Origin of the sequence: Rhodococcus sp. KBS0724, assembly GCF_005938745.2 — a bacterium.
Taxonomy (GTDB): domain Bacteria; phylum Actinomycetota; class Actinomycetes; order Mycobacteriales; family Mycobacteriaceae; genus Rhodococcus_F.
Genome location: NZ_VCBX02000003.1, coordinates 1 through 23,831, shown reverse-complemented (window position 1 = coordinate 23,831; position 23,831 = coordinate 1). Strand labels below are relative to the sequence as shown.

General features: G+C 59.4%; 25 protein-coding genes. 13 read left to right on the top strand and 12 right to left on the bottom strand.

Features of this window, described 5'->3' with window-relative positions; genetic code table 11:
• Positions 1-28 precede the first annotated feature (28 nt).
• The gene (locus FFI94_RS33245; protein WP_138874182.1) at positions 29-214 is read right to left on the bottom strand and encodes a hypothetical protein; all 186 of its coding nucleotides are present in this window, start codon (positions 212-214) and stop codon (positions 29-31) included.
• Positions 215-1,890: 1,676 nt separating this feature from the next.
• A complete protein-coding gene (locus FFI94_RS33240; RefSeq protein WP_138874181.1) occupies positions 1,891-3,006 on the bottom strand; it encodes a heparan-alpha-glucosaminide N-acetyltransferase domain-containing protein in 1,116 nt (371 codons plus the stop codon).
• A gap of 1,308 nt (positions 3,007-4,314) precedes the next feature.
• Here FFI94_RS33240 and FFI94_RS33235 point away from each other — a divergent pair.
• Positions 4,315-4,566 carry a hypothetical protein gene (locus tag FFI94_RS33235; protein ID WP_138874179.1) on the top strand — a complete coding sequence of 84 codons (252 nt, stop codon included), beginning with the start codon at positions 4,315-4,317 and terminating at the stop codon, positions 4,564-4,566.
• Between the two features lie 306 nt (positions 4,567-4,872).
• Here FFI94_RS33235 and FFI94_RS33230 read toward each other — a convergent pair whose 3' ends face one another.
• Positions 4,873-5,427 (bottom strand): GrpB family protein, encoded by a 555-nt coding sequence (locus FFI94_RS33230; protein WP_138874178.1) that lies wholly within the window; start codon positions 5,425-5,427, stop codon positions 4,873-4,875.
• Positions 5,428-5,663: 236 nt separating this feature from the next.
• Between FFI94_RS33230 and FFI94_RS33225 the strand changes: the two genes are divergently transcribed.
• Entirely contained in the window at positions 5,664-6,290 is a 627-nt protein-coding gene (locus FFI94_RS33225) for a recombinase family protein (RefSeq protein ID WP_311052657.1), read from the top strand.
• 112 nt (positions 6,291-6,402) lie between these two features.
• On the opposite strand, the gene FFI94_RS33220 is transcribed toward FFI94_RS33225, so the two are convergent.
• The 7 genes from FFI94_RS33220 to FFI94_RS33195 form a co-directional block, all read right to left on the bottom strand.
• A complete protein-coding gene (locus FFI94_RS33220; protein WP_138874177.1) occupies positions 6,403-7,041 on the bottom strand; it encodes a TetR/AcrR family transcriptional regulator in 639 nt (212 codons plus the stop codon).
• A 105-nt stretch (positions 7,042-7,146) separates the two neighbouring features.
• Positions 7,147-8,247 carry a DUF2637 domain-containing protein gene (locus FFI94_RS33215; RefSeq protein WP_138874176.1) on the bottom strand — a complete coding sequence of 367 codons (1,101 nt, stop codon included), beginning with the start codon at positions 8,245-8,247 and terminating at the stop codon, positions 7,147-7,149.
• A gap of 80 nt (positions 8,248-8,327) precedes the next feature.
• Complete coding sequence (locus FFI94_RS34905; RefSeq protein WP_185993518.1) at positions 8,328-8,627, bottom strand: ParB family protein; 300 nt, start codon at positions 8,625-8,627, stop codon at positions 8,328-8,330.
• A 65-nt stretch (positions 8,628-8,692) separates the two neighbouring features.
• Positions 8,693-9,610: a ParA family protein gene (locus FFI94_RS33210; protein WP_083197736.1), complete on the bottom strand. Its 918-nt coding sequence runs from the start codon at positions 9,608-9,610 to the stop codon at positions 8,693-8,695.
• 678 nt (positions 9,611-10,288) lie between these two features.
• Entirely contained in the window at positions 10,289-10,873 is a 585-nt protein-coding gene (locus tag FFI94_RS33205) for a hypothetical protein (RefSeq protein ID WP_138874174.1), read from the bottom strand.
• Positions 10,870-12,072 carry a replication protein gene (locus FFI94_RS33200; RefSeq protein WP_260684600.1) on the bottom strand — a complete coding sequence of 401 codons (1,203 nt, stop codon included), beginning with the start codon at positions 12,070-12,072 and terminating at the stop codon, positions 10,870-10,872. The genes FFI94_RS33205 and FFI94_RS33200 overlap by 4 nt, the downstream gene beginning before the upstream one ends.
• Before the next feature lie 306 nt (positions 12,073-12,378).
• Positions 12,379-12,612, bottom strand: a complete 234-nt coding sequence (locus FFI94_RS33195; protein WP_260684599.1) for a toxin-antitoxin system — start codon at positions 12,610-12,612, stop codon at positions 12,379-12,381.
• Between the two features lie 175 nt (positions 12,613-12,787).
• Between FFI94_RS33195 and FFI94_RS33190 the strand changes: the two genes are divergently transcribed.
• Positions 12,788-13,195 carry a hypothetical protein gene (locus FFI94_RS33190; RefSeq protein ID WP_138874173.1) on the top strand — a complete coding sequence of 136 codons (408 nt, stop codon included), beginning with the start codon at positions 12,788-12,790 and terminating at the stop codon, positions 13,193-13,195.
• 471 nt (positions 13,196-13,666) lie between these two features.
• Positions 13,667-14,458, top strand: a complete 792-nt coding sequence (locus FFI94_RS33185) for a hypothetical protein (RefSeq protein ID WP_144298320.1) — start codon at positions 13,667-13,669, stop codon at positions 14,456-14,458.
• Here FFI94_RS33185 and FFI94_RS33180 read toward each other — a convergent pair.
• Both FFI94_RS33180 and FFI94_RS33175 read right to left on the bottom strand, forming a co-directional pair.
• Complete coding sequence (locus FFI94_RS33180) at positions 14,439-15,986, bottom strand: AMP-binding protein (RefSeq protein WP_260684598.1); 1,548 nt, start codon at positions 15,984-15,986, stop codon at positions 14,439-14,441. The two genes, FFI94_RS33185 and FFI94_RS33180, sit on opposite strands and share 20 nt — an antisense overlap.
• Positions 15,987-16,197: 211 nt before the next feature.
• Complete coding sequence (locus FFI94_RS33175) at positions 16,198-16,644, bottom strand: helix-turn-helix transcriptional regulator (RefSeq protein ID WP_138874170.1); 447 nt, start codon at positions 16,642-16,644, stop codon at positions 16,198-16,200.
• Between the two features lie 818 nt (positions 16,645-17,462).
• Here FFI94_RS33175 and FFI94_RS33165 point away from each other — a divergent pair.
• From FFI94_RS33165 to FFI94_RS33125, 9 genes are all read left to right on the top strand, one after another.
• A complete protein-coding gene (locus tag FFI94_RS33165; RefSeq protein ID WP_138874168.1) occupies positions 17,463-18,641 on the top strand; it encodes an insoluble domain protein in 1,179 nt (392 codons plus the stop codon).
• A 60-nt stretch (positions 18,642-18,701) separates the two neighbouring features.
• Positions 18,702-20,333 carry a cutinase family protein gene (locus FFI94_RS33160; RefSeq protein WP_138874167.1) on the top strand — a complete coding sequence of 544 codons (1,632 nt, stop codon included), beginning with the start codon at positions 18,702-18,704 and terminating at the stop codon, positions 20,331-20,333.
• Between the two features lie 60 nt (positions 20,334-20,393).
• Complete coding sequence (locus tag FFI94_RS33155) at positions 20,394-21,299, top strand: hypothetical protein (protein ID WP_138874166.1); 906 nt, start codon at positions 20,394-20,396, stop codon at positions 21,297-21,299.
• Positions 21,296-22,204, top strand: a complete 909-nt coding sequence (locus FFI94_RS33150; RefSeq protein WP_138874165.1) for a hypothetical protein — start codon at positions 21,296-21,298, stop codon at positions 22,202-22,204. Before FFI94_RS33155 ends, FFI94_RS33150 begins: the two co-directional genes overlap by 4 nt.
• On the top strand, positions 22,204-22,833 hold the full coding sequence (locus FFI94_RS33145) for a DUF6668 family protein (RefSeq protein WP_138874164.1): 630 nt from the start codon (positions 22,204-22,206) through the stop codon (positions 22,831-22,833). The genes FFI94_RS33150 and FFI94_RS33145 overlap by 1 nt, the downstream gene beginning before the upstream one ends.
• A 15-nt stretch (positions 22,834-22,848) precedes the next feature.
• Positions 22,849-23,133 carry a hypothetical protein gene (locus FFI94_RS33140; protein ID WP_019749787.1) on the top strand — a complete coding sequence of 95 codons (285 nt, stop codon included), beginning with the start codon at positions 22,849-22,851 and terminating at the stop codon, positions 23,131-23,133.
• Entirely contained in the window at positions 23,130-23,363 is a 234-nt protein-coding gene (locus FFI94_RS33135) for a hypothetical protein (RefSeq protein WP_138874163.1), read from the top strand. The genes FFI94_RS33140 and FFI94_RS33135 overlap by 4 nt, the downstream gene beginning before the upstream one ends.
• Complete coding sequence (locus FFI94_RS33130; RefSeq protein WP_138874162.1) at positions 23,360-23,569, top strand: hypothetical protein; 210 nt, start codon at positions 23,360-23,362, stop codon at positions 23,567-23,569. The genes FFI94_RS33135 and FFI94_RS33130 overlap by 4 nt, the downstream gene beginning before the upstream one ends.
• Positions 23,563-23,831: hypothetical protein (locus FFI94_RS33125; RefSeq protein ID WP_144298319.1), on the top strand; the 269-nt coding region annotated here is incomplete at its 3' end. The genes FFI94_RS33130 and FFI94_RS33125, both read left to right, overlap by 7 nt.

Here is a 23,831-nt window from a genome sequence, read left to right as displayed (position 1 = left end):
CGAATCCGGTGCGGGCCTTGTTAGTTGGCTAGTCCAACTGTGTATTCATCTTGTTCGCGAGCCATTCCGCGTCCGACTGGACCATCGGTCCGCGTAGGCAGTAGCGGCCGCGGTTGTCTTGGACGTAGTGGGTGAAGCACTCGTTCTCGTATCCGCCGTGTTCTTCGGTGCGGGGTATTACGACAAAGCGTGTGGGAGCGGCTGTTTCGGTCATGTGCCTGCCTTTCTGAGAGTCGGTAGAGTCGCTCCCCTGTCACCATGTCGAGGGTGGGCGGTCAACCCCGTAGAGCGCAGCGTGGGTTGACGGGTCGGGTCCCCGGTATGGTGTTCTGGGGCGACTTGTACGACGACTTTCTTGACCACTCGGGGCTGTGTAGCGGCAACGGCGCCGGAGGTGTCGTTCGGTTTTTGTGTGGCCGGCGGTGGGTGCGTGCGGTGGTGGGCACCTCCCGCTCGGCGTGCTGGAGGGGTGATTGTGCGAGAGCGACGGAGCTGGACCACGGGTGGTGTCGCGGTAGCTCTGGTTTGTGGTGGTGAATGAGTATCAAGTCGCCACGTATGACCGATCTGCAAGGGTTGTTGCAGGTCAGGACTTCGGCTTTCGCTTCGGTCTGGTCAGTGTGGCGACCTAGTGCTCGTCGCGCTTCCAAAGGTACCCCGGGCATCCGACTTACATCGCCGACCACATCAGCTAGTCACCGTGCGATCTCATGCCCCTTCGGACATCACTTACCCTTGGTGGGCCGCCTGAATCGCTTGGGAGCAATGATCGGGTACGTACGGCTATAGTGCGCGTAATCCACTGACTTGTGCGCCTCTGAACCCCGTGGCGACACAACAATTTCTCGCGCATCGACCCGAAGAATTAGCTGCCGTTGCAACCACACCACGATTTCGATCGCTATTCACTAGTGGATCTTTACTGGCTCCGACTCCCGTTCACACTGTTCAACCAAGTAATCATCGCTTCACGAACCGCGTCCTGCATTCTGATCCCGGTGGTGGCACAGGTTATCTTGATCGATTTTTGCAAATCTTCCGGCAACTTGGTGGAGAAAGGGCTTAATCTCCTGGAGGTAGCCTTAGAGGAGATGTCCAAACTCTTCCGTGTCGACTCACCATAGTCGTCTGACATTTTCCCCTCACAGTGTTTACAAAGATTTCATAGAAAACATTTGACTCGCCGGGAACTGGCACAATCGGACCACCGAATATACGAATTGGACCGCGAACCTGAGCTCGTCACATTTACCGAAGAGATGCAGGTCTCAATCCGTTACTGAACTACACTCCGATCTGCAAGTGGAGAATTCAACTTTATTTTCAAGCTCGCCAGGGTTCCAAGGCTGCCGCAATCAATGTCGTCCGCGTCGGTAGGCGTCCCAGTGTGAAGCGACACCCTTACGGAACTGTCCGTTTCTAATACGTCTGCTTTCGCCGCGAGGCACTGCCCGGAGTCCTGGGGAAACTGTATGAATATCTCGTCACCATTCAATCCCGTACGATGATAAGAAGTAATGCTCGTCAAACGAGAATCCTTCATGTCATCACTTGGAACTATGTTGACCCCGAAATCTACAGCCGGCCCCTCGGGCACATAAGAAACTTCATTTACTATGGTCGTTTCGGATGTCGATTCAGTCTTCTCACCGGTGTCATCCCTCGCACTTTTTCCCGAATCTGAAGCCCCGCACGCCGACAAGTACATCATTGATCCAAGAATCGCAGCGGATGCAACACTGGCCGTAAAACGCCGATCCATCTTTCCCCCTACCGTTCGTCGATACTCGCCATCATATCCGACATGCATAGATTTCAGTGCGACTGAACGTCGGACACGCCTAACGTATCTACTCCTCGGCGCCCCAGCCGTCACCCGATTAGTCGCATTCATCTATCTTCCTCCCGGCGACTCATACAGAGTTCGTCTCGCGCTGGAGTGATTGCTCGCACGAGCGCTTCGAATGGTCCACGCTGAAAGAATCTCAGATACAAACCTGCGAATATTACGCCCCCGAAAGTGATTACCAAAAATGTGTCCATACCCTGAATTTTCCCGATAGGAGTAAACTCTGCCAGAATGGCGAAGTACACCACATGCAGGAAATAGATGGTGACCGGCATGGCACCCATTAACATTATTGGGTAAAATACGGTTTTGATGTATTTACTAAGTTCCGAGCGCATACTGTCGACAATAAAAATCACCCCCACTGTTATGGTCACAGCAATTCCAGCCGATCCAATCAAAATGGCAGTTTGACCGACCAAATAATTGACACGCAGCAAGTACCCTGCTGCGGTTGCCAACACCGACACAGGAATGCTGATTTTCAGGATCTCCAACTGGGAACTCTGCGCCATTATTCCGACCCTATAAATCACGAGGCCCAGGAACACGTAGCCGAGCCAAATAACCGCCGGATACTGTCCTACAAGTGTCCAGCTCGCAATCCGATCTATAGTTGGAGGCAAAATCTCATTTCCACTCAGCGAAGGATCGCCTATCAGACTTCGGAACATTTCAGAAATCGGGGGCCCTGCCAAAAGGAATACCGCACTAGCGATACAGAGTGATCTCCTTTTCATGTACACGAAAGGAAGAACCAGCAGGAAATAAACTCCATAATAGTCAAGAATTACGATTATCGGAGATCCCAATGTCGTCAAAAAGAGTCCAAGAGCTATGAGATAGATTCCACGCACAGCAATCTTGCGTCGTTCAAAACCTCTCACTCTTTTATCTTGCTTGATTGCTCCAACATTCGTGAGTATCCCAATCGATACGCCATCCAAAACAGCGAAGAGGATTTGCGCTCGCTGATCGGCAAATAGGGCAAGGCCGGCGGTGAGATAGGGAGATGTCTCATGAGTCGAGATGGCGTGCAGAACAAACATTCCGAGTATTGCGACACCTCGCGCAATGTCTATTCCAGCAATTCGGTCGACCTTTCCAATTAGGTCGAAATGCTCCGCTTCCTCTTTCGGTATTTTGATATGTGTCACCGCCCACCCAAGGGCGTGGTCCAACTGGAATTGCCATATTTATTTGTTTCCATCTGATTCAACATAACGATTCGTCAGAATCCGTGCCCCAACCCTGGATGAGAGCCGAATATTCTCCAGCCAAAGACCTCTCTAAGACGTCCGGAGATACCAAATCATTAGGAAGTATCCCGACAACGATCATGCCCGCATCCGGATTATTTTGATCACCCGAGCACTGTGCGACTACTGTCCATGCGGAGTCAGATGTGTAATCAGCGGAAATATTAGTACCAGCGATCGATTTAGTCAGATCGAATGATTCTATTTTTTGCGGTCTTAGGGATTCCCGCGCCGCGTCAAGCGTCTCTCCGATGGGGGACGCAGTTTGCTTGTTTTCAGATGCCGGACCTTCATCAACGGAGCAACCAGACAACACGAGGCAGGCAATGCCAGAACTAATAAATATTGAACGGTGAAATAAAGACAAACGCACTTATATACCTCCTGGTTGGTTTAGTTATTGGGCGAGTGTAACCGAGGCCGAAGAAGTCCAGTCGCCGAGATCCTGCAAGTTTACAAAAATTGTTAAAAACATGGAGGAAAGAAAGATTTCTTTCTGACTTAAATTCCTTAAAGTTGGCCTTAATAATTTCACTAGGAACCTCAATAAGCTCGAGTTAGCATTTTAAAATCAGCCTTAGGTTGATTGAAAGAAAACACTATGCAGGAGGGGTTCAGATGAAACGTGCCGTTATCTCGTCAGTGATTATGGGGGGTGCCCTCGCTATGGGAATGGGCATGGGAGTCGGGGCTGCAAATGCGGCACCAACCGTGTCTCACCAGGCCGCGTCGCCGATGCACGCGACGTTCAATGAGGGAGCATGTCCGAAGGACCGGGGATCGGCAAATATCAAAAAGGTTGTAAACGGTGTCACATATCAGATGAAATTCTTGTCTGGTCCGTACCCGGCCGGGACATGCCGCCCTTACATTTGGGTGGTTGTCTAGTCGATTCCTGCGCCCGCGAGGCAACTTGCCGGGTCGGCATTCTGGCGAAATTTCTTACCGCGCGTAAATTTGCGGTCTGATTCACGGCAGAGTCCACGAAATTAAGGTCCGATAAATTCGGAAACCACTGACTCCCTCCAATATCACAGCTGTGGCGTAATTCTGCATCCCTATCCAGCGAACACCTGGGATAAATCAGTCACCTGTCGCGGTTCATGTTTGATCACCCCTCAATCTGGGGGACCGTCCGCGCCGTATGCCGTGGATTCAGCGGTAGATCCCTTTATTTAGCACTCCAAAATAACGGAAGGGTGAATTATGCAAAGCCTGAAGAAAGTAGTCACCTCAACGATGTTGGCCGGCGGTTTGGCAGCTGGCATCATTGCGTCGTCGGTCGGTGCGGCCTCCGCAACTCCGCTCGAGCTCCCTTTCATCGGTGGCCCCTTTCCTAATCCTGGTGCATGCGAGAAGGCCCGTGCAGAGACGATGCGTTACTTCCCCGGCGCCCATGCGGGCCCGTGTTTCATCCGTAACGCGCAAGGAACGTGGATCTACGTCATCACCGGTTAAAAGAACCGCGTGGTGCAACCGTGCTAGATCGGCAACGCTCCGTTCGAGATCACTAGACGTCGCACGTAGAATTCGTGGCAAAGATCAGCAATGCGGGAGAGGGCTGCCCCCTGTACTCGAATTGGGTGGGGCCGGACATCACTGAAACGACGGTTGAGCCCTACGCCAAGTCTGGCGTAGGGCTCAACCGATTTTGTGCATGCGCGAGATCGAGCATCCGCTGAGCGCTTTTCTGCGGGTTCGGGTGTGCGTTTTGACCATCGACAAAACGGACTGTTGTCCCCCGATTCACACCTCGGGACCTATCTAGCTGCCCAGCACGTTGTTCACGTTCACATGCAGAACTGCCAGCTTTTCCTCTGTTGTGAGTTCGGAATGATCGAGCACAATCTGCAAGATCTCGGATTTGCCCGCAACGTAGCGGTCAATTGTCATATCTGGATCTTCGGCGAGCTCTCGTTTGACTGCACTGTAAGCCTCCCGCAAGTCGGGATGTGCTCGCAGAACTGAGCGGACGGCGAGATGATTTCGTACGTTCAAGGTCCCCTCAACACATAAATAGACGTTCCGGGCTGGGTCTCCTTGCTCGGCGTGGAAAGCTTCGCGATCGCAAAGACCAAGATCTCCAAGATGGGTGTATCCCCCGGTGGAGAGCGCCCTGATCGCCGCCGGCACGTGTTCGCGTTGGACAATAACGTCGATATCGAGGACGGGTTTGGCCGCCAGTCCTGGAACTGACGTCGATCCGACGTGCTGGATCGAAACGACAGGTACCTGCGACAAAATCCTGCGCAAGCCGTCAGCAACGGCCTCATACTGCCTTGGCCACTCCTCGGAGTACGGAACGACAATTACCGTCATCGCGCCACGCTATCGCACCGTTCCTGTTGCTGGCCCCACGATTATCGGTCCACTCACAAGCCAGACCGGCTCAGACCGTTTCTGCGGGTTTCGGTGTGCGTTTTGACCGTCGTCATACCGGACGGTGGAGAACGGGCGACTGGGCGCGACTGACGTGGCGAAATTTCGGGCCGAAACGTCCAATTTTGGTGTCCGTTGGATTTGTCCGTTATGGCATAGGCTCTAGTGGACAATTCGTGTTCGGCAGTGGGGGTAGCGTGAAAATCGGGTATGCGCGGTGCAGTACGGTCCGGCAGGACACGGCGGTTCAGGTGGATCTTCTGGTGAAGGCCGGTGTGGATCGTGACATGGTCTATGTCGATCATGGTGTCAGTGGCCGGCAGGCTCGTCGGCCTGGTTTGGATAATGCGATCAACGCGGCTCGGGCCGGCGATGTGTTTTGTGTGACGAAGCTCGATCGGTTGTCTCGGTCGGCGAAGGATTTGCATGAGACGGTGGAGCGGATCGCGGAGAAAGGTGTGTCGCTGTCGATTGATGGTCAGGTGTATGACCCGGCTGATCCGATGGGGAAGATGTTCATTGGCATTCTTGCGTTGATGGCGGAGTTCGAGTCGGATCTGATTCGTTCGCGCACGCGTGATGCTGTTGCCGCCGCGACGGCTGCTGGGAAGATGAAAGGTAGGCCGCACAAGCTCTCGCCGGAGGAGCGTGCGTATCTGCTGCAAATTTATGAGACGGGTCAGTTCAAGATCGAAACTCTGTGTAAGAACACGGGTTTGAAGCGTTCGTCGTTGTATACCAATATCCAGCTTGCGCGGATCGAGCGGGAAGCCAGCGATCGGACCCCTCGGGTCGAGAACTGAGCTCGACGCGAGTGGGGTCCGATCGTTAAGTCAATGGCACATAGGTTGTCGGTCTAGTTGTCCCTCAAGCAATTTCGCCGCTTTTTGTTGAGGTCGGTACCCGTAGTTTGGGTCAGGCGGGTGTGAGTGCATTGCGCAGCTGCGCTGTTACCGCGTCTTCGATGCGGGTTGCGAGGTCGATGTCTTCTCGCAGGGTTGCTGATGCGTTGGCGGCTCCGATGGTGCCGGCGCAGAGGTTCCATGCGAGTCGGTGTGTGGTGGGGGTGTCAGTGAGTTCACCTTCGGTGAGGGCTGTTTCGATGATGTCGCTGATGGCATCGACCCAGTAAGCGAAGGCTGCGCCGTTGTCGATGGTGGGTTCGAGGGTGAGTTTCATCCCGGCGCGCAGGTTGGTGTTCTCGGCGATTTGATGTGCGAGGGACGTGAAGATCGCTGTCAGCTTCTCCCCCGCTGTGGTGCTCGGGCCGGTGGCTGTTGCTTCGCTGATGGATTCGTTGACGGTTCGGTTCCAATCAGCGATGAGGCTCCCTGCGATGGCTTCCTTGGACGGGAAGTGGAAGTAGATGGCGCCCTTGGTGAATGCTCCGGTAGCGAGGATGGCATTGATGCTACTGGCGCCGTATCCGTCGGTGTCGAAGTGTTGTGCGGCTACTGAGACGATCGCTTCTCGTGTTCGCACTGCTCGGGCTTGTGTGGTGCGTGCGGTGCTGCCGGTGGGGCGGCCGATGTGGGGCCGAATAGTATTGCTCATGGTCACAGGTGCTTTCTGTGGCTTGGTCCTGGTGGTGTTGCTGCACTGCCAGGACCTCTGTTGTTTTTGAGGGTGGGGCTGCTGAGACGCTGGGCCTCGCCGGTGTCAGTGCGCTGCTGCGAGTTCGCGGTCGGTGGTGTTCTCTGAGGACCGGAGGTCGGGCAGTGGCGGGCTCGTGAATCCTGCTTCCCGGGCTGCGATATCGAACTTCTCGTACCGGCGCCACGCTGTCGAGATTGCGACGGGCGGTTTCGATTCCATCGCGATGGTCTCCCATGTGAGGTTCGGGTTCGTGAGCTTGCGGACTGCGGTGTCCTTCACGTCCTTCTTGAGATTCGAGGTGGCGATGAACGCCATGAGGTCGTCCATTGCGGTGTCGCCGTCGGCGGCTTGGGCCTCTTCGGTGTCTTGACGGTTCAGTGCCTCTGTCGCGGTTTCTTGAGGGTCGAAGTCGTCGTGACGTTCAGCCATCATTGCGTCGGCGAAAAACGGTTCTGCAAAGTCCGCAAGATCGTCTCCCCGGTCGATCTGTGTCACCGTGTTTGTCGTGTCCTCGTTTCGTTCCGCTTCGACCAGCTCTGCGACATTGGGATCGGTCTCTCCGCGAGAGGTGGAGTCGCGGAAAGGTTCCCGGCTCACGGTCAGATCAGTCGCAATGCTCTTTGCATGCTCACTGTCGGTGACGTTTTCGACGACCGCACGGTAGGCGGCGTATGCCATTCCGACTGCCTTCACCAGGATCGTGATGCCGTGTGTGAATGCCAGGACCAGGGCCGGCGGAATGATCGCTATGGCCGCTGCGATGGCCGGCGCTAGTGGAATGAACCCGAGGTCTCCCCCACCATCGATTGACTCCTGTGCAGCGATTGCTGCGTGATAGGCGTGGTACGCGTTGCCCAGGATGCTGATCACGACGACGCTGACTGCGAGGGCGATGTAGAAGCCTCTGTCGCGTCGGTTCATCTTGAGCTTGCTGATGATGACGATGGCGATGGTGGAGCCGAGGATTGCGCTGTCGACGATCGCGGGGAAAATCCAGGTCAGATTTTCCGGGATAAGTGCTTGCCGGGCGAGGTCTCGTTGCACGGCGAAGGAGAGTATGAATGCGCCGGTGGTGATGCCGAGTGCGATGACGATTGCGAGTGCGAGTGCGGCGAGCAATGCGCCTAGCTGAATACGGGCAGCCCTGAGGCTAAAGTCGGTCATGATCGGGTTTCTTCCTTCAAGTGGTTTCCCGGTCTGGAGCCTCGCCGGTTGCATCCGGCGGGGCTCCTTCGTTGTGTAGGTCAGTCGTCTGAGATTGGGCGGCCGCTGGGAAGTGTGCCGGTTTCTGCTTCGTATTGGTTGCCACTGTTGTGCACTGTCTCCCGGCGTTCCGCCTCTGCCGCCAGCGCTTTCTCGACGAATTGCGACCAGGATTTGTCGTCCTCGAGGTGGCTTGTGTTTCGGTAAGCACCTCGGGCGCGACTGAATACCTCTTGGTCGACGTAAACCGTAATACGTTTGGGCTTAGGCTTTTCCACCACTGACGGTGTGGGCTGTGGAAGCGGGGCGACCGGCGCGGGAGTGCGGTTGGATCTCTGCATTCGAGACAGGTCACCAGTCACGTTCCGCGGAGGTAGCGCCGTGAGCTTTCGGTCGGGCCGGTCATTCATACCCGTGCTTCCTCTCTTTCCGCTGTTGCAACGCGGGTGACAACTTCTTGCGCAACTGCAAAGAGGTCGTCTGCAACGGATTTGGACGATTTCGGCGCGAGAGCCTGAGGCTCGGCGTTGCCTTTGATGACGTCGTACCATTTCGGACCGCTTCGGACGACTGCATCGAGTTCGGCTGCGAGCATGCCCCGCTCTCGTGTTGCCTGGGCGGTGGCCTCGGAGTGACGAACGGTGGCCGTGAAAACGACGTCGTCGTTGCCGAACGCCTCTGCAATCGCAGACCTTGCTTGTTTGAGCACGGTTTTCGCTGATGTACCCACGGCTACGAGAACGACGCCCAGTAGATCCAGGTCGGGGTTGATAGCAGCGACGGCGTCGATACGGTGCGCCACGGCTGCCATTCCTTTTCGACTGGATGCATCGGATTTGACGGGCACGAATGCCCATTTTGCGGCCGCTAACGCTGCTGTCTGCAAGGTTTCGTCGCCGGGCGGGCAGTCGATGAGGACCATGTCGTAGGTGGCCGCCATTGGAGCAAGGACCCTTGCAAGGGCGAGCTTTGCTCCATCTGGATCTTTGGACGCCATAGCGGTTAGAGCGGCTGTCGCTTGTTCGAGGTGCACTCCCCCGGGAAGGACGTCGAGATTTGCACGGACATTTTCGATGGGTTTTGCGTCGCCGCCGAATGCGATTGCGCTGGCAAGCGATCTCCCCTGATCATCACCGGTTTCACTGGTGTACCCGAGGTCTTCGGCAAGGTTTCCCTGAGGGTCGAGGTCGACGAGCAGAACCTTCTGACCGGAGGCTGCCAATTCTCCGCCGACGTTGGCTGTCAGGGTCGTCTTCAAGACGCCGCCCTTGCCGTTGATGACGGCGATCACCCTTTTACGTGTTTCGCGAAAGTCGGTCTGCATTGCTCTCCTTCGACAGCATTGGCGCGTTTGACGGTATTGACAGCATTCCACGCGATAACCAGTAATGCAAGCAATAGCAGTAATGCCAGCATTACTGCTAGCCGTTGGAAATCTCAAATATGGCTGCGGCGGAATGGACCCAATGCCAGTATTGCTGGCATTACTGGCACGTTCGCAAAATGTCACGAAAACCTCACTGACGTGCATGTTGCTAATAGCAGCATTACCAGCATTAGAGCCAGACAGGGTCCTCGTTGCCGGCAAAATCCACCAGGCGAGCCGCCGAAAGCAGGAATACTGGTATCACTGTCATTCCTGCCATTACGGGCCTCGTGGGGCCCAACCCTCACTCAAACACGATTTGCTGCTATTGGCAGTAATGCTGACATTTTGCGCTCGGGGTGGCGCTACTTCCGTTTCGGGCCGCCGTCATCACGCAAAATTGCAGGTTGCGAAGCCGAGCCGTGGCGCCGCACGGTGGGTGCATGTCCCGCTCTACCTTCAAAGTGGATAGGGGAGGGGAAGGCTATTGCGGTTGCTCGCCGGGCTTGGGTCCTCAACTTCGGATCGCGTTTGCCAGTTTTGCATGCGCCACCAGCCAGGCTTTGCGTCCTTCCGCAGAGCCATCTCATTGCTCCGGACGCACGGCGCCAGATGCAAAATGAACAATCATTCGGCTCACGTTTCCTTCGCCCGGAGTCGGATGTTGTTTCGTGCTGGACCGAAGACTGTCACTCCGTGTTCGACCTCGGCCGGCGTCGAGCTTTGGTGAACGAGTGAAACCCGGTCTGTTGCGTGCACTGCGGCTTGGTCGTGGGAGTGCACGGTCGCGTTGTCGTAGGCATAGGTGGTGGTGTCTTCTCCGACGTCGCCGAAGGAGTCGTTGACAAGGTTGCTTGTGGCGCGGTTGGTGGCGCGAACGCGTGTGGTGTCGAATGCGTCGGTATGGGCGTTCCCGTAGGCGAAGAGAGTTGCGTGCCCGAAGATTTGGGATCGTGCGGCGTCGGTGGCCACGATCTGGGCACTGCGCTTCGTTTCGGGCGTCAGGCGGGTGATGATGACCCGTGAGACGCCGACGATGCGGATCGTGATGCCGTCGGGCAGCTCGGCGTCGGTGAGTTCTAGGGGTTCGTCGTTGCGGTGGTCGATGACGATCGTCTTTGCGCCGGTGCGTAACCGTTCGTGGATCTGGGGGACGGTCTGGCAGGGGGAGAGCGGCCGGCGTTTGACGGGCGGCTTTGCGGACGGGCGTTTTCCGTTCATCGCTTACCCCGATCTGAGAGATGGGTGATCCACACGGGCGAGTTTTCATTCTCGCGCGCGGATGCCTGGGTCTTTCGGATGCGGGCGCTGTCGGTGGCTCGGCGGGCGACGAAACGTGCCGCTTGGCGGCCGGGGGAGTCCTCGGCCGCGGCTGATGCGTAGCGTGTGCGTTCCGCCTCGAACTCTGCTGCCTGTCGTTCCCGTTCGGCTTTTTCCTGGTCAGCGGCGATTTGAGCGAGAACGTGCGGGGCGAAGGCGAGATCCTGCTGCTTCATGAGCCAGCGCATGAACGCGATGGGGTGCTTCGGGTTTGGTGCCATCCGTGTGGCCTTGCTCCAGGCGTCGATCGTGTCGTTGAGATCCGCGGCCGTCCAACCGTGTGCAGCTGGGTCGGTCAGTGCGGGTGCCCATCCTCGGGGGGTGTGCTGGCGCGCCCAAGCGGGAGTTCGCGGGTTTCCGAGCCATTTGGATGCGAGCAACAAGCCCTTCCTGATGGCTTCGGCCTTCTCGACGTCCGCCTTGGACTCCTTGCGCCGCGGAGCGGCTCGTTTATCCACAGATCGTTTAGTAGTTAGAACCTCTCTACGAGAGGAAGAGATACAAAACTGACCCCTGCGGGGGTGGGGTGCCATCTGTATAGATCCGTCGACGACGATGCGGGTGTTATCCACAGGCTTGCGTGGATGCAATGCCCAGACAGATGCCCAGCCGCGGCCTCGGTCTTGGAAGCGATGGGAGCCGAACCGTTCGCCTCTGCGGCGTAGTCGGCCGCGGAGTACTTCGGTGGCCACACGCAACAGTTTGAGGGTCTCGCGGGCGCGTTGGATGGTGCGTTCGCCAAGGCCGGTGCGTTCGACGAGGGTCGCAATGGTGAGGCGGCTGTTGCGTCCGGTTTTGAAGTCGGCGGCGCCGGCCATTGCAGCTGCGACGTTCAGGAGTGTTTTGAGGCTGATGCCTCCACCGGTGTTGGCGACGAGCTGCGGGCGGATGGTGTTGTATTCCGCGGTGTACGCCGTTCGGACACAAACCTCGACCCAGTGCTGCTGCCCCTGCCAGTAAGCAAGACCTGCGTGCGCGCCCTCGTCAAGTTCAAGGCGAACTTGGCAGTAGCGGCGGCACGCTGCTTCGCGGCCCCCTAGCGCGTTGAGGTACGCAGGGGTCAGCGAATGGCACTGGTGCCCGTACAGATGGCCCCTCATTCTGCGAGGAGTACGAGCTGTTCCGTAGCGGCGCCGCGTAGGGCTGCTACCGCAATACGGACGTTGTACGGTCGCGGCCGCATCAAACAGTGCGACTCGCGAAAACTGAGTTGTTGAATCTTCATCAGGGCGCGATGTACCCTGAGACGTACCTAGCACGGTAAGTCCCTTCGGGGATGCAGTAGTCGCGAGCGGCGAACTCGCTATCTACAAGGACGGACCCTGGTTTCTCCGGCATGAGAGCCAGGGTTTTGTCGTATGTAGATGTACTACTGCGCTCTAGCTATTCAGATGTTGTAGTGGCGACTACGCAGCTGTGAGCGGCAGCACCTCCTGATTCGGATTCAGTTCGCGGACAAGATCAGGGCGATCAGCGCGGAGGCAGAGCAAGTCGGAAACGTACTGGCTCACTGAAGAGACGCCGGCTTTTTTCCGTTCGATCTCCAAGAGCTCGTACAGCTCGTCAGGCACTCGACCAAGCCGCTTACGTTCTCCAAGGCTCGGGCGTCCGACCTTGTTGTGAGTCCCCTTGCTCGGCATGGCTTCCTCCCTGTCCGCGGTTCCGCTAATTCTGGACCTGTAACGTTGGCACTCTGCGGAGGCGCGCCGATTCCTGGTCCAAAAAATCTTCACGGCTTGACTATAGTAAGGCCTGACTCTAAAACAGACCGCAGATCCTCTGGCTGAGATGACGGGGCGTGAGAAAATGTTGCTCATGGGACGAAGCGCGACTCCGCTGGCCACTCGTGTCGAAGAACTGTTCACCGACCGTTGGCCACGCGGAAACAAGGTGGCGAACGCCTTGGTCGCTGACTATGTGAGCAGAGCCGTGGGACGCCCGATCGATCGGCAGTACATCTACCGCATCCGCACGGGACGTGTGAGGAAAGTCGACGTCCCTGTCTTGGAAGCGATCGGTCGATACTTCGACAAGAATCTGGACTACTTCTCGGGCGAGCCGACGCCGCCAGCCGACGAACTTGATCGAGCGCTAGCCGAGAGCGGAATGCAGATTGCAGTGTTGAGAGGGAAGAAGCTCACAGAGGCGGACCGTCTCCAGCTCGCTCGCTTGGTGCGGGAGGCGAACGATCTCCTCAAACGCGATGAAGCGCAGGATTCATGAGCGCGCAATCCCGCCGGCGCATGGATTCATACGTCCGGGCGACTGTGCGAACACCATTCAGCATCGAGACCTTTCTGAAGAATGTTTCGCACGAGCTCGGCCGTCCCGTTCATCGACTAAGTGGACTGCCCGCAGGGAGTCGCCTGTCGGGCGTGGCACTCGAAGAGCTGACCGGTGGGGGCGGGGCGGCTTTCGTAAGCGGGCCGGACGAGAGTCCCGAAGATCACCAGCTGTACGTTCTCGCACACGAAGTGTGGCACCTGATCAAAGGCCATCGATGCACGAAGCATCGGGAGGATCTCACCCCGATTGCGCGGCTGGCTGGGGTATTTCGGGAACTGGAGTGCGAAGTCTTTGCGTGGAAGGTCGGTTTGGCAGCAACCCGATCGCTGCGCCCGGCGGGCAGGCTGCCGGCTCCAACCCACTTGTTGACCTCTGCGTTTGACTCGCGGCCGCGATGACAGGCCGCGTGTGATCGCCTCCTGGGCTTCCTATGCTTTGTTTGCCGCCGGCATTGTCCTTCTCTTGAGGGGTTTGATCCTCCAACGCCGAGAGCGGTCACTGCTTGGAGTTGGGTTCATTTTTTACGCACTTGCGCTGCGCACCTACGCGCCGCTGCTGCCGATCGGAACCCGAACCCCGTTGGAAACCGAGGACCGTATCTGGGGAGCTACGTTCACCGTGATGGGCGGCTGGGCGCTGCTGACGTTGATGACGGCGACGATCCATGCGTACCGCACCAATGAGGTGGATTGGTCTAAGCCAGCAATAAAACGCGATTTCGCGGTACTGGCGATCGCGGCCGTGGCCAGCACATTCATCCTGCGGGTGGCTTTGTCTGGCGGATATGCCCCGACTACGGATTTCCTCAACGAATACGGATCAGACCCTGCGGTCATGGTCTACGAACTCGTATTCGTGCTTTGGATGGTCGTTCCTTTCGGACTCCTTGGCTATCTGACCTGGAAACATACCGATGACTTCGGCAGGTCTCTGACGGTTATTGGCTGCGGAGTCAGCGTCGCATGGGGAGCATGGAAGCTGATTGGTGTCGGCGCACACCTAGTGGGTTACGACCGGATCAACATCGAATCGCCGGTGAGCGTGGCCCTTGCCTTGACCGCGTGCTTCTTCGTCGTCAGCGGTCTCTCGGTCTTCACCGTGCGCCGCGTAGCGAAGCAGGTGAATCTTCTGCTCCGCTACGGGTGGCGGCGAATGATCGACGACGCGAGGCACCGATCCCCTAGAGATACTGAGCAATAAGTCGAGATTTGAAAATCTTGCCCGAATCTTCGCGAGGTAGTGAATCGACGATCTCAAGTGTTGTGGGGATCTTGTACTTCGCCAATTCTGTGCTGAGCGCTTGTCGAATACCTTCGATGGTCAGTTTGCTTCCTGGCCTCGCGATGACATGAGCGGCGACGGACTCACCGAACTCTCCGCCTGGAACTCCGAACACTGCGACGTCTTCGGCAGTCGTGAGCTTCATGATTGCGTTTTCGACCTCGGCCGGATAGATGTTGACTCCTCCGGAAATGATGACCTCGCTGGTCCTACCAGTCAGATACAGGAAACCATCAGAATCGACATAGCCTTGGTCTCCAACCGTGACGAACCCGGGGAGTGGACTGCGGTCGGCGGCGTCATGGTTGATGTACGAGAACTTGGGCCAGTAGTCGGCTCCCTTCACATACACCTCGCCAACTTCGCCCGCAGGCAACACGACGCCATCACTAGACACAATTCGAACCTCAGCCCCGTCAACCGGCCGGCCAACGCTACCTGGATGTTGAGCCCATTCCTCTGCGTTAATCCAGGTAATTGTGCCGGCTTCGGAGCACCCGTAAAACTCGATGAGAGCATTGCCGAACCATTCGATCGAACGGCGCTTCACCTCGGGCGGGCACGGCGCGGCCGAGTGAATCAAATGTGTCAGGCTGCTGACGTCGTACCGAGATTGGGTCTCAGCAGGCAGTGAGAGCAAGCGAGAGAGCATGGTGGGGACAATTTTGGCTTGCTCGATCCGGTGCTCTTGGATGAGCTGAAGGAAGCGTTCGGCATCGAACCTGGGCATGATCGTGATGTTCGTGCCCATCCGCAACGCAAGTACAGCAAGCGCGTTCGGGCTGGTGTGGTACATCGGACCTGCGACCAACATCTGTCCGCCGGGCGTAAGGCCCATTCTTGTCGCTGTTCCGCCTGCGATCGACAGAAGTTGATGCGGGGACATCCGTTCTCGCAGTACCCCTTTGGGTAGTCCTGTTGTTCCGGAGGTGTAGACCATTCCCATGGAGTCGACGATGGCACCCTCTTGATGAGGTAATGGCGTTTCGGTTTCTCTGAGCAACTCCTCGAGCGTGACGTATTTGCCGCTAGGGCGCGCCAGTTCACTGCTCACTCCCAACTCTGCGAGCAGTTCACCAGGCATAGCTACTTCGATGATGTCGACGGGGTTCTGCAACTGAGAAACAGCATCTTCGACGCTACTGATGAACTCGGTGTGCGCGATTACCAGTCGCGCGCCGCTGTCGCCGAGGAGATGACAGATCTCTGAGCCAGTCCAGTGCCAATTGACTGGAACCGGATTTCCGCCGCAGCTGGCCACCGCGAGCGAAACCTCGAGAAACTCGATGTCATTCCGCATTACGAGAGCTACACGTTCCCCTGGCTGTATTCCTCGCGCCTTGATCGCGGCGGCAAGTCGGCCGGCACGTTGGTGGGACTCGTGCTGGCTACGGACTCTGGTTCCACAGGTGACGGTCGGCTGTTGAGGGTCGTCCATTGCACTCATGCCATCGAAGTCTGCCAGGCGAGGGCCTGTGGCGAGCTGATGGTTCAACTCCGCAGCGCCGCGAATCGGACCAAAGTCACATAGCAGAAGCGCGTGGGATGTTGCAGACAATCGCCCGAAGCTGTTTACTTCTGATTGCGTAGTCGATCAAAACTGATCGTTTGAGTTACTTGCGGGCAGCCACACAGGGGAGGCGAGGATGGAGTTGAACTCACGGCGACGTATGGGGAGGCCGGGTACGGGTTCGCTCATATGCAGCCTTAACCTCGTCCACCGTGGCGTCGAGTCCCTGGGACAATTTTTCGGCGACATCTTCCCTCAGTCGAGAATGCCCTCGCTCGACGGTAGCCAGAGCGGTCGTGGACATTCCAATCTTCTTGGCCAACTGAGGCTGCGTCAGACCCCGAAAGACCCTGAGGTCTCCCAAATATCTCTCATTTCGCGGGATGAGCACTACGTCATCCATGGTGATACCGAGAACATTGACGACCCGAGCAAGATAGTCGACCTGCGGGGAAGCCTTGCCCACTTCCCAACTCAACACAGCAGCGGGGCTTACTTCTGCAAGTCTCCCGAGCTCCCCCCTGGTGAGCTTTTTCGCCTTACGTGCAGCTTCCAACGAAGCGGGCGAAAACCCCCTCAAGATTCGTCGGCTCATTCCTCGCACCCGCACATGAGCCATCACTTTGCCTGACCCCAATCTATGCCGTCCCAGTGTCCTGCAATGGACATCGGTGGTAACATCCTGTTTTAGAATCAGATCATAAAGTACGAAGATGCGTGGCGAGAAAGGGGAAAGGGCCGAGATGCAGACGAATTCATCGACGCACCTACTCTGCGCATCTCGACAAAGCTCAGTCGCAGGCAAGCCAATTCGCCTGGCTATAGATGCGACTGCGGTGGTTGCTGGCGCAAGGTTATGCCGAATCGCGTGCCACACATACGCAACCGCGAAAGACCCCAGGGACGGACTCCTGTTTGGCGACCGGTCCCGTCCCTGGGGCTCTCTTCTGCCTGCGACACCATTCGCATCAGGGCGTCCGGACCGCAGGCTTTCGAGCTTATGCGGTGTCGTTGAATCCGCAACCAGCCGGAGGCAACTATGGAAAATCCCGCAAGGCTTTCCGTTGAAAATGATCGCCACGGGATAGTTCCTGCTGGCAAACGCGAGCACGCGAGCACGGCTGAGTACTTCGTCGTCTCCTCATATCGCGTTATCGAACCTGTGCCGTGCGCCGGCCGGGCCATGGGGCACACATGTGTACCCGCCCTCGTGGTCGGCGCCCGACTCTGCCCGGTCGGACATTCATTGATTCCCACGGGATCCGTTGTCATGGCGCATTTTTCACGCTCCATCGAACTTCCCGACGCTGTTGCGTCGGGATCACAGGCCGCGTAGCTCTCGCTTTTTGTGCGGCCGTGCACGTCCACCATTCCGGTCAATTGTTGAACCACAACAAGTTTGAAAGGGCACTCATGAAGCATTTCCAGAAGCCACGTTCGGGCGGTCGTCATCGCGCCCCGTCCACTACTGCGGTCGCTACGGTTTCGTTTGCCGCTGTGGTGGTGGCAACGTTCGGAGGGGCTGGTTTTGCTGTGGCTGCTCCGGGCGATCAGCCTGGCGTAACCAGTGAGGTTCCGGTGCCGAGCCAGCCGGGAGTGACCACACCTGCTCCTTCGACGCCCGAACCCGCTCCTGTGCAGACATGGGTTCCGACTCCCGTCGAATACCAGCAGCCTGCGCAGCCGCTCCCGAACTGGGACTACAACACCAACGAATACACACCGCCGACCAACACCAGCGACAACTACGTTGCGCCGATCGACTACACGTCGATTCACCTCCCGACGCAGCTCGAGACGTTCACGGCACCGATTCAGGCTCCGGAAGACAAGATCCGTTTCGGCCGCTACCTCGCTGATCGACCCAACTGGATCGCCAAGGACACCGCGGACAAGAGCAACGGTCAGACCGCTGTCATCGAAGCTCAGGTGACGGACTTCTGGCGCTCGACCGGCCTCGAGGCCGACGAAGCCGAACGTCTCGCAGCAGCTCAGGTCGGCGGCGCCGCTGCCGGTGCGCTCGCAGGTGCAACCGCTGCCGCTGTCCCGGCCGCCACCGTCGGCGCATTGATCGGCGGAACCATCGGCGGGACTTCGGCGCTGACGTTATTCGCTCCGATCGTGACTCCCATCGGCGCCGTTCCGGCTGGGGTCGTCGGCACGGCAACGGGTGCGGGCATCGGTGCAGCTGTACTCGGCGTACCTGCCGCTATCGGCGGCGCGGTCGTCGGCGGCGCCGGTGGCGCTCTTGCCGCATCTGCTTATGGTGCAGGCGATTTGGGTCAGCCGATCGATTTCGAAATCCCGGACATAGACCAGCCCGCCATCACCGAGCAGACCGAAACCACACTCGATCAGTGGTCCGCTAACCCGCCTGTCGGTACCGCGGCCGCTGACACAGTCCGCAACACCGCTGCTGCTGCACCTGTCGTCGATCAGCAGATCCGCGACGCGGTGACCTCGCTGCCCGGCGGCGAAGGTGCGGTCGCAGCATTCGACCAGGCTGTAACCGATTTCCAGGCCAACACCGCTGTGCCCGGCCTTCCGCTGGGGATGATCGCCGACGCCATCGGTGCCGGTATCCCGGCGTGAACCGTCCATCCGGGGTGGGCGCGCTGTCTGCTCTGAACTTCGATCAAGGGATCTGATGTGATGTTCACTCGTTCTCGTTCGACTGGCACCGGGACCAGCTCTACTGCTGGTCCCGGTGCCAGGTCGGCGGTAGTGGGCCTGTCGCTGGTCAGCGCTACCGCCGTGGTCCTTTCGTTTGCTCCGCTGGCCAACGCAGCTCCCGCGTCCGGTACCGATCTGGTGAAGGGGGAGTGCCCCGCACTGTTCAGCCTCGGAGTGCAGGGAACTGGGCAGTCCGCTCCGGATGCAGCGCCGACGACGGACACCGGCATGTTGTCGCAGGTGTTCATGCCGATGATCGCGAAGGCGGTCGACGGCGACAAGGAATTGGCCGGCCGCGCGTACGTGCCATACGAGGCCGGGTTCGGCGGCGCTGTCCCCGGCGGCAACGTGCCGTATTCACAGTCCGTCGAGGGCGGCTTGCAGAATCTGCGGGACATGGCTTCGGAGGTCGCGGCTACGTGCCCGGACACGAAGTTCACCCTGGCCGGTTACAGCCAAGGCGCACATGTGGTTTCACTGTTCGCCGAAGAAGTCGGCAAGGGCTCGGGCGTGATCGCTGCGGACAAGGTTGTCGGTGTCGCCACGTTCGGTGACCCGACCCGCGCTGCCGGTGCACCGCTGTTTCCTGGCTCGCCCGGTCAGACGTCCCCGAAGCCTGCTCCGGGAACGGACGGCGCTGAGGTGTCCAAGGTGTCCGCTCTCGATCAGGTCCCTCCTGCTGGTGGCGGTATCGGGCCGGTCGCGGACGTGGCGGAGAACTACGGCTCGCTGACCGGACGGGTGGCGAGCTTCTGCCAGTCCGGTGACCTCGCGTGCGATGCTCCGCCGGATTCTCCGATCCTGCGGGTGGTGACCAACATTGCCGGTCAGTCGGAACTGTCCTCGGGTGATCCGATTCGGTCGTTGGCCTCGGTCGGTGACGCTCTGGCGATGACGTCGATCAAGACTGCGGTGACCGTGGTCAACGAGGACATCTCGGGTACGACGTTGGCGAATCTGTCGATCGCGCCGAAGAAGTCGCTGTCCGAGCGTCTTGCGGTGGCCTCCGATCCTCGGACTCCGTTGCCGTCCACCGATGATGCGATCAAGGCGATCATGAAGGTCGGCACGATCGGCTTCAACGCGGTCAAGACTGTCGCGAAGGAAGTTCTGACCCCAGCGAACATCGCGGAGTTGGCGACGGTCGGGCTGGCCAATCCCGCTGGCGCGGTTGCTCTTCTGGGCACCAAATTGGTCGGAGCGGCAACGAAGCTGATTCCCCCGGCCACTACGTCTCGGTTGACGACGCAGGCGTTCGCTGCGGTCAAGGACAACGTCAGTGACAACAAGGATCTGCTCAACCTTGCGACGCTGACGAAGTATTCGTCCACGGTGGCCGCCCACGGAGGTTACGGCTCGGTGCCGGCCACGGCGACCGGGACATCGGCGACGGCGTTCGTCACCGATTGGTTCGTCGCGTTGGCGAAGGACCTGGCAGATCGTGCAGGTGGATCGCCTTCTTCCACTACGAAGGCCACGTCCACGGCGGTCGCGACTCGCCCGTCCTCGTCTTCTTCGGCGACAACGACGACGAGTCCCCGTCCAACCAGCACCTCCACCTCGATCACTTCGACCACGGCGGTCGCTACGCCGACTGCTGCGGCGAACTGATCGGGCGTTCTGGTGCGGGGTGTTCGTACCCCGCACCAGGACCTCCGGAGAAAGGACTCGATGGTGACAAATAACAACAATGACGATCCCAAGTCTTCCAATCCCGTTCTCGACCAGTGGTTCCCACCGTTCACGCCTGCGGCGGACGGGAGAGCGCAGACCTCTGCGCCGGTAGAACCGCTTCCGGTCGTGGACCTCGCGTCCGACGACGACTCATCTCCAGCCGCTCCGGAACCAGATTCCGTTCACGTGCCGTCTGTAGCCGCTGCTGCTGACTCCAACGACGTCCCTGTCGACGACAGCGGCGCGGCGTGGCTGCGGGAAGCGATGCAGTACACGCAGGACCAGGCAGCGGCCGAACCGCCGCCCCTGGCTGCTACTTCGGCTTCACCCTCGCAGCGCCTGCGTGGCCGCGCTGCGGTCATCGGCGCGGTCGCAGCGGTCGCAGTCCTTGTGATCGGCGGGGGTGCGATCGCCGCTTCTGCGCTCGGCGGCGGTGACGACGACGCACCGATGAACGTCGCGGAGATCGCTCCCGCAACAACCAGCACGGCAACCACCTCGCAGACTCCGAGCTCGGTGGCTCCGCAGTCGTGGTGCTCGCCGTCGACGGAGGCCGGAGTCGTTCGCGGGTCCGGCCCCGGCGGAACCGGTTCGGGTCCCGATGCCATTCTCGCGTTCGATCACGCCTACTACGTCGAACGCAACGGGGCCAAGGCCCGCGCACTGCTTGTCTCCGATGCGCAGGTGAAGTCGGCAACCGCCGAAGAACTGCAAGCCGGTATCGACACGGTTCCCGCTGGTACCGAGCACTGCGTCGAGATCCGCGCAACCGAACCGAACACCTTCGCCGTCACCCTCGAGCAGCGCTATCTGGACGGCTCCCGCGTCAGTGGCCGTCAGATCGTCAAGGTCACCGATGTCGGTGGCCGCACGCTCATCACCTCGATTGGAAAAGCATCGTGACCGACAACGACAACTCTCAGGATTGGCTCGGCTGGCTCGGTGAGGAACCGGAGGTCGTGGAAACACCGGTAGCCCAGGTGTTTCCGCTCGTCGCTCCCCAACCGAAGAGTTCTGCGACCAAAACATCCACCGCGGCTGCCCAGGTTCTCGATCCCGTCCCGCCGATGACGTTGGTCGTCGGTGCGTGCGGGGGAGCGGGGAGCACCACCACGGCGATCGGTCTCGCGAACGCGTGGTCGACCATCGGTGCGACAAGTGCTGTCGTCGATGCCACGGTCGGCGGCGGCGACCTGGTCGAGCGCGGAGCGGATTCGACCGTCTCGGAAACCTCGATCGAGACGATGTTCGGATCCTCCGAGACGCTGCACGCTGACGAGTCGTTCAGCGCGTCCACCTCGGCAACCTCGGCCGGCGCCCACGTCCTCGGCCGCCACTGGCTCGAAACCATCGAACCCGACTTCCGGCAGGTCGATCGGTACGTCCGCGCCCAGGTCGACACCACGGTCTACGACCTGGGGCACCGAGCGTTCGGCCGCGAGAGTGCGCAGTCGCTCCGGGGAGAACCGTGGTCGACGATCGTTGTCGCGGTCCCGTGCCGCGCCGACGCATTCAACCGGATGCGAGCCGTCCTCGAGACGATCCGGCTCACCGCCGGAGAGAAGGCACTCGATCGCACGATCGTGGTCATCTCGCACCAGACCGCAGGCCCTGCTGCTGCCGATGTCTCGCAGCTCCGCGACCACCTGACCGGCAAGGTCTTCGCGGTCGAGGAAATCCCGTACGACCAGCACCTTGCGTCGGGGTTGACGATTTCGGCGACCGACCTCGCACCCGACACCGCTGCCGCGTACGAGCAGATCCGCAGTGTGAGTGTGCGCGCAGCGGACAGCCGGAGTGATCGCTGATGGGCGCGCAACGCTTGTCCTCAGAAACGGGACACCGAGTCGACCTCACCGATGCGTCGGTCCGTCTTCCTGATGCGGTGGCCCCGATCTGGGACGAACCGATCCCGCTGCCGCCTGGTGCGCCGAAGCCGATGGTGTGGCTGCTCGGCGCTCACGGCGGAGCCGGAACTTCGACTCTGGCGCAGGTTCTCGCGCCGGCCGCTGAATGTGGTCGCCGGTGGCCCGGCGGTCACGGCGGGCAGAGTCCGTTCGTTGCCGTCGTCGCCCGCGAGACGGTGTCCGGTCTTGTGCGCGCTCACGAGCTGCTGCGTCAGCACGCGGCGGGCAAAGGCGGACCCAGCCAGGTCGTCGGTTTGATCACCGTCGCCGATCGGCCAGGGCGCAAGGTGCCCAAGCCGATTCAACAGACTCTCGACCTCGTCACCTCGCTCACAGCGGCGCAGTGGCGGGTCGGGTGGATCGAACAGTATCCGCTGGTACGTGACCCGACCTCGTTGCAGGTGTGGTCACCGTTCGATCCGGAACCGGAACGCAAACGTGGCCCCGACGACGTTCCGGCGGACATCGCCGAACTCGGCAAGGCCTTACGCGAATCCATCATCGCCCGCATCAAAACCCAACAAAGTTGAAAGGTTGCCCACCACATGGTCATTCACACGCTCCAGACCGGCATCGACATTCTCGCTCAGATCGACCTCACTCCCGAAGCGCCTCCGAAGTCCGAAGGATTCCTCCGACTCGGTCGGTGGCTGCTGTGGGGCGTCGTCCTCGCCGGGGTGTGCGCACTCGTCTATGCCGGCGGAAAGTTCGGCTGGGAAAAGTACTCCGGCGGCCAGCTCGAATCCCCGAAGATCGTCGTCGGCGCACTCATCGGCGGTGTGATCGCCACCAGCGCAGGAACGATCATGAACACGGTCGTGTTGTCGTGATTGCCAGCGTGATCATGCTCCTGGTCGGACTCGGAGGCGGCACGCTCGCCTTGTACGGCAATCGTCTCTGCACCCAGGGCCATGCGAAGGCGGCTGACGACTACGCGAACGGTCGGCCGACGGCCACGGGTATGCGCGTGCTGGACGGGGGCTTTCTGCTGGCAGTCGCCGGGATCGTCGTTGTCGTGATCGCGCTGCTCACGTTCCTGTTCGTGGGTCCGATCCAGTGAGCGCGGCGCAGTGGGCATTGTGGTTGGTCATGATCGTCGCGGTTGTCGCGACGGTCGGCGGGGCTGCGGTCACAGGATGGGAGAGGTTTCGGGGGTACACCCCGTGCTCTCGCTCGGATCGGGCGCAGTGGTGTGCGCTGGCCGGCGCTGGTGTCCTGAGCGTCACCGCGGGAGTCTCCGCAGCTAGCGGGGTTTCCCCATGGTGAACCTCACGCTGGCGGCCGCACAGACGGCTCTGGCCTTCAAGACGCCCCCGCCGGAAGTCACCGACCCGATCATGACCCTGCTGCGCTACCTGCTGTGGTTCGCGTTCGCGATCTTCACCATCTCGATGATCTGGGCGGCAGGACGGCTGGCATACACCCGCTCACAGTCACCACACGAAACAGATTCCGCCCAAACGATTGTCGTGATCCTGATCGTTTCGGTCATGGCATCCGGTGCGTCCGGCATCGCTGCCGCCCTGTT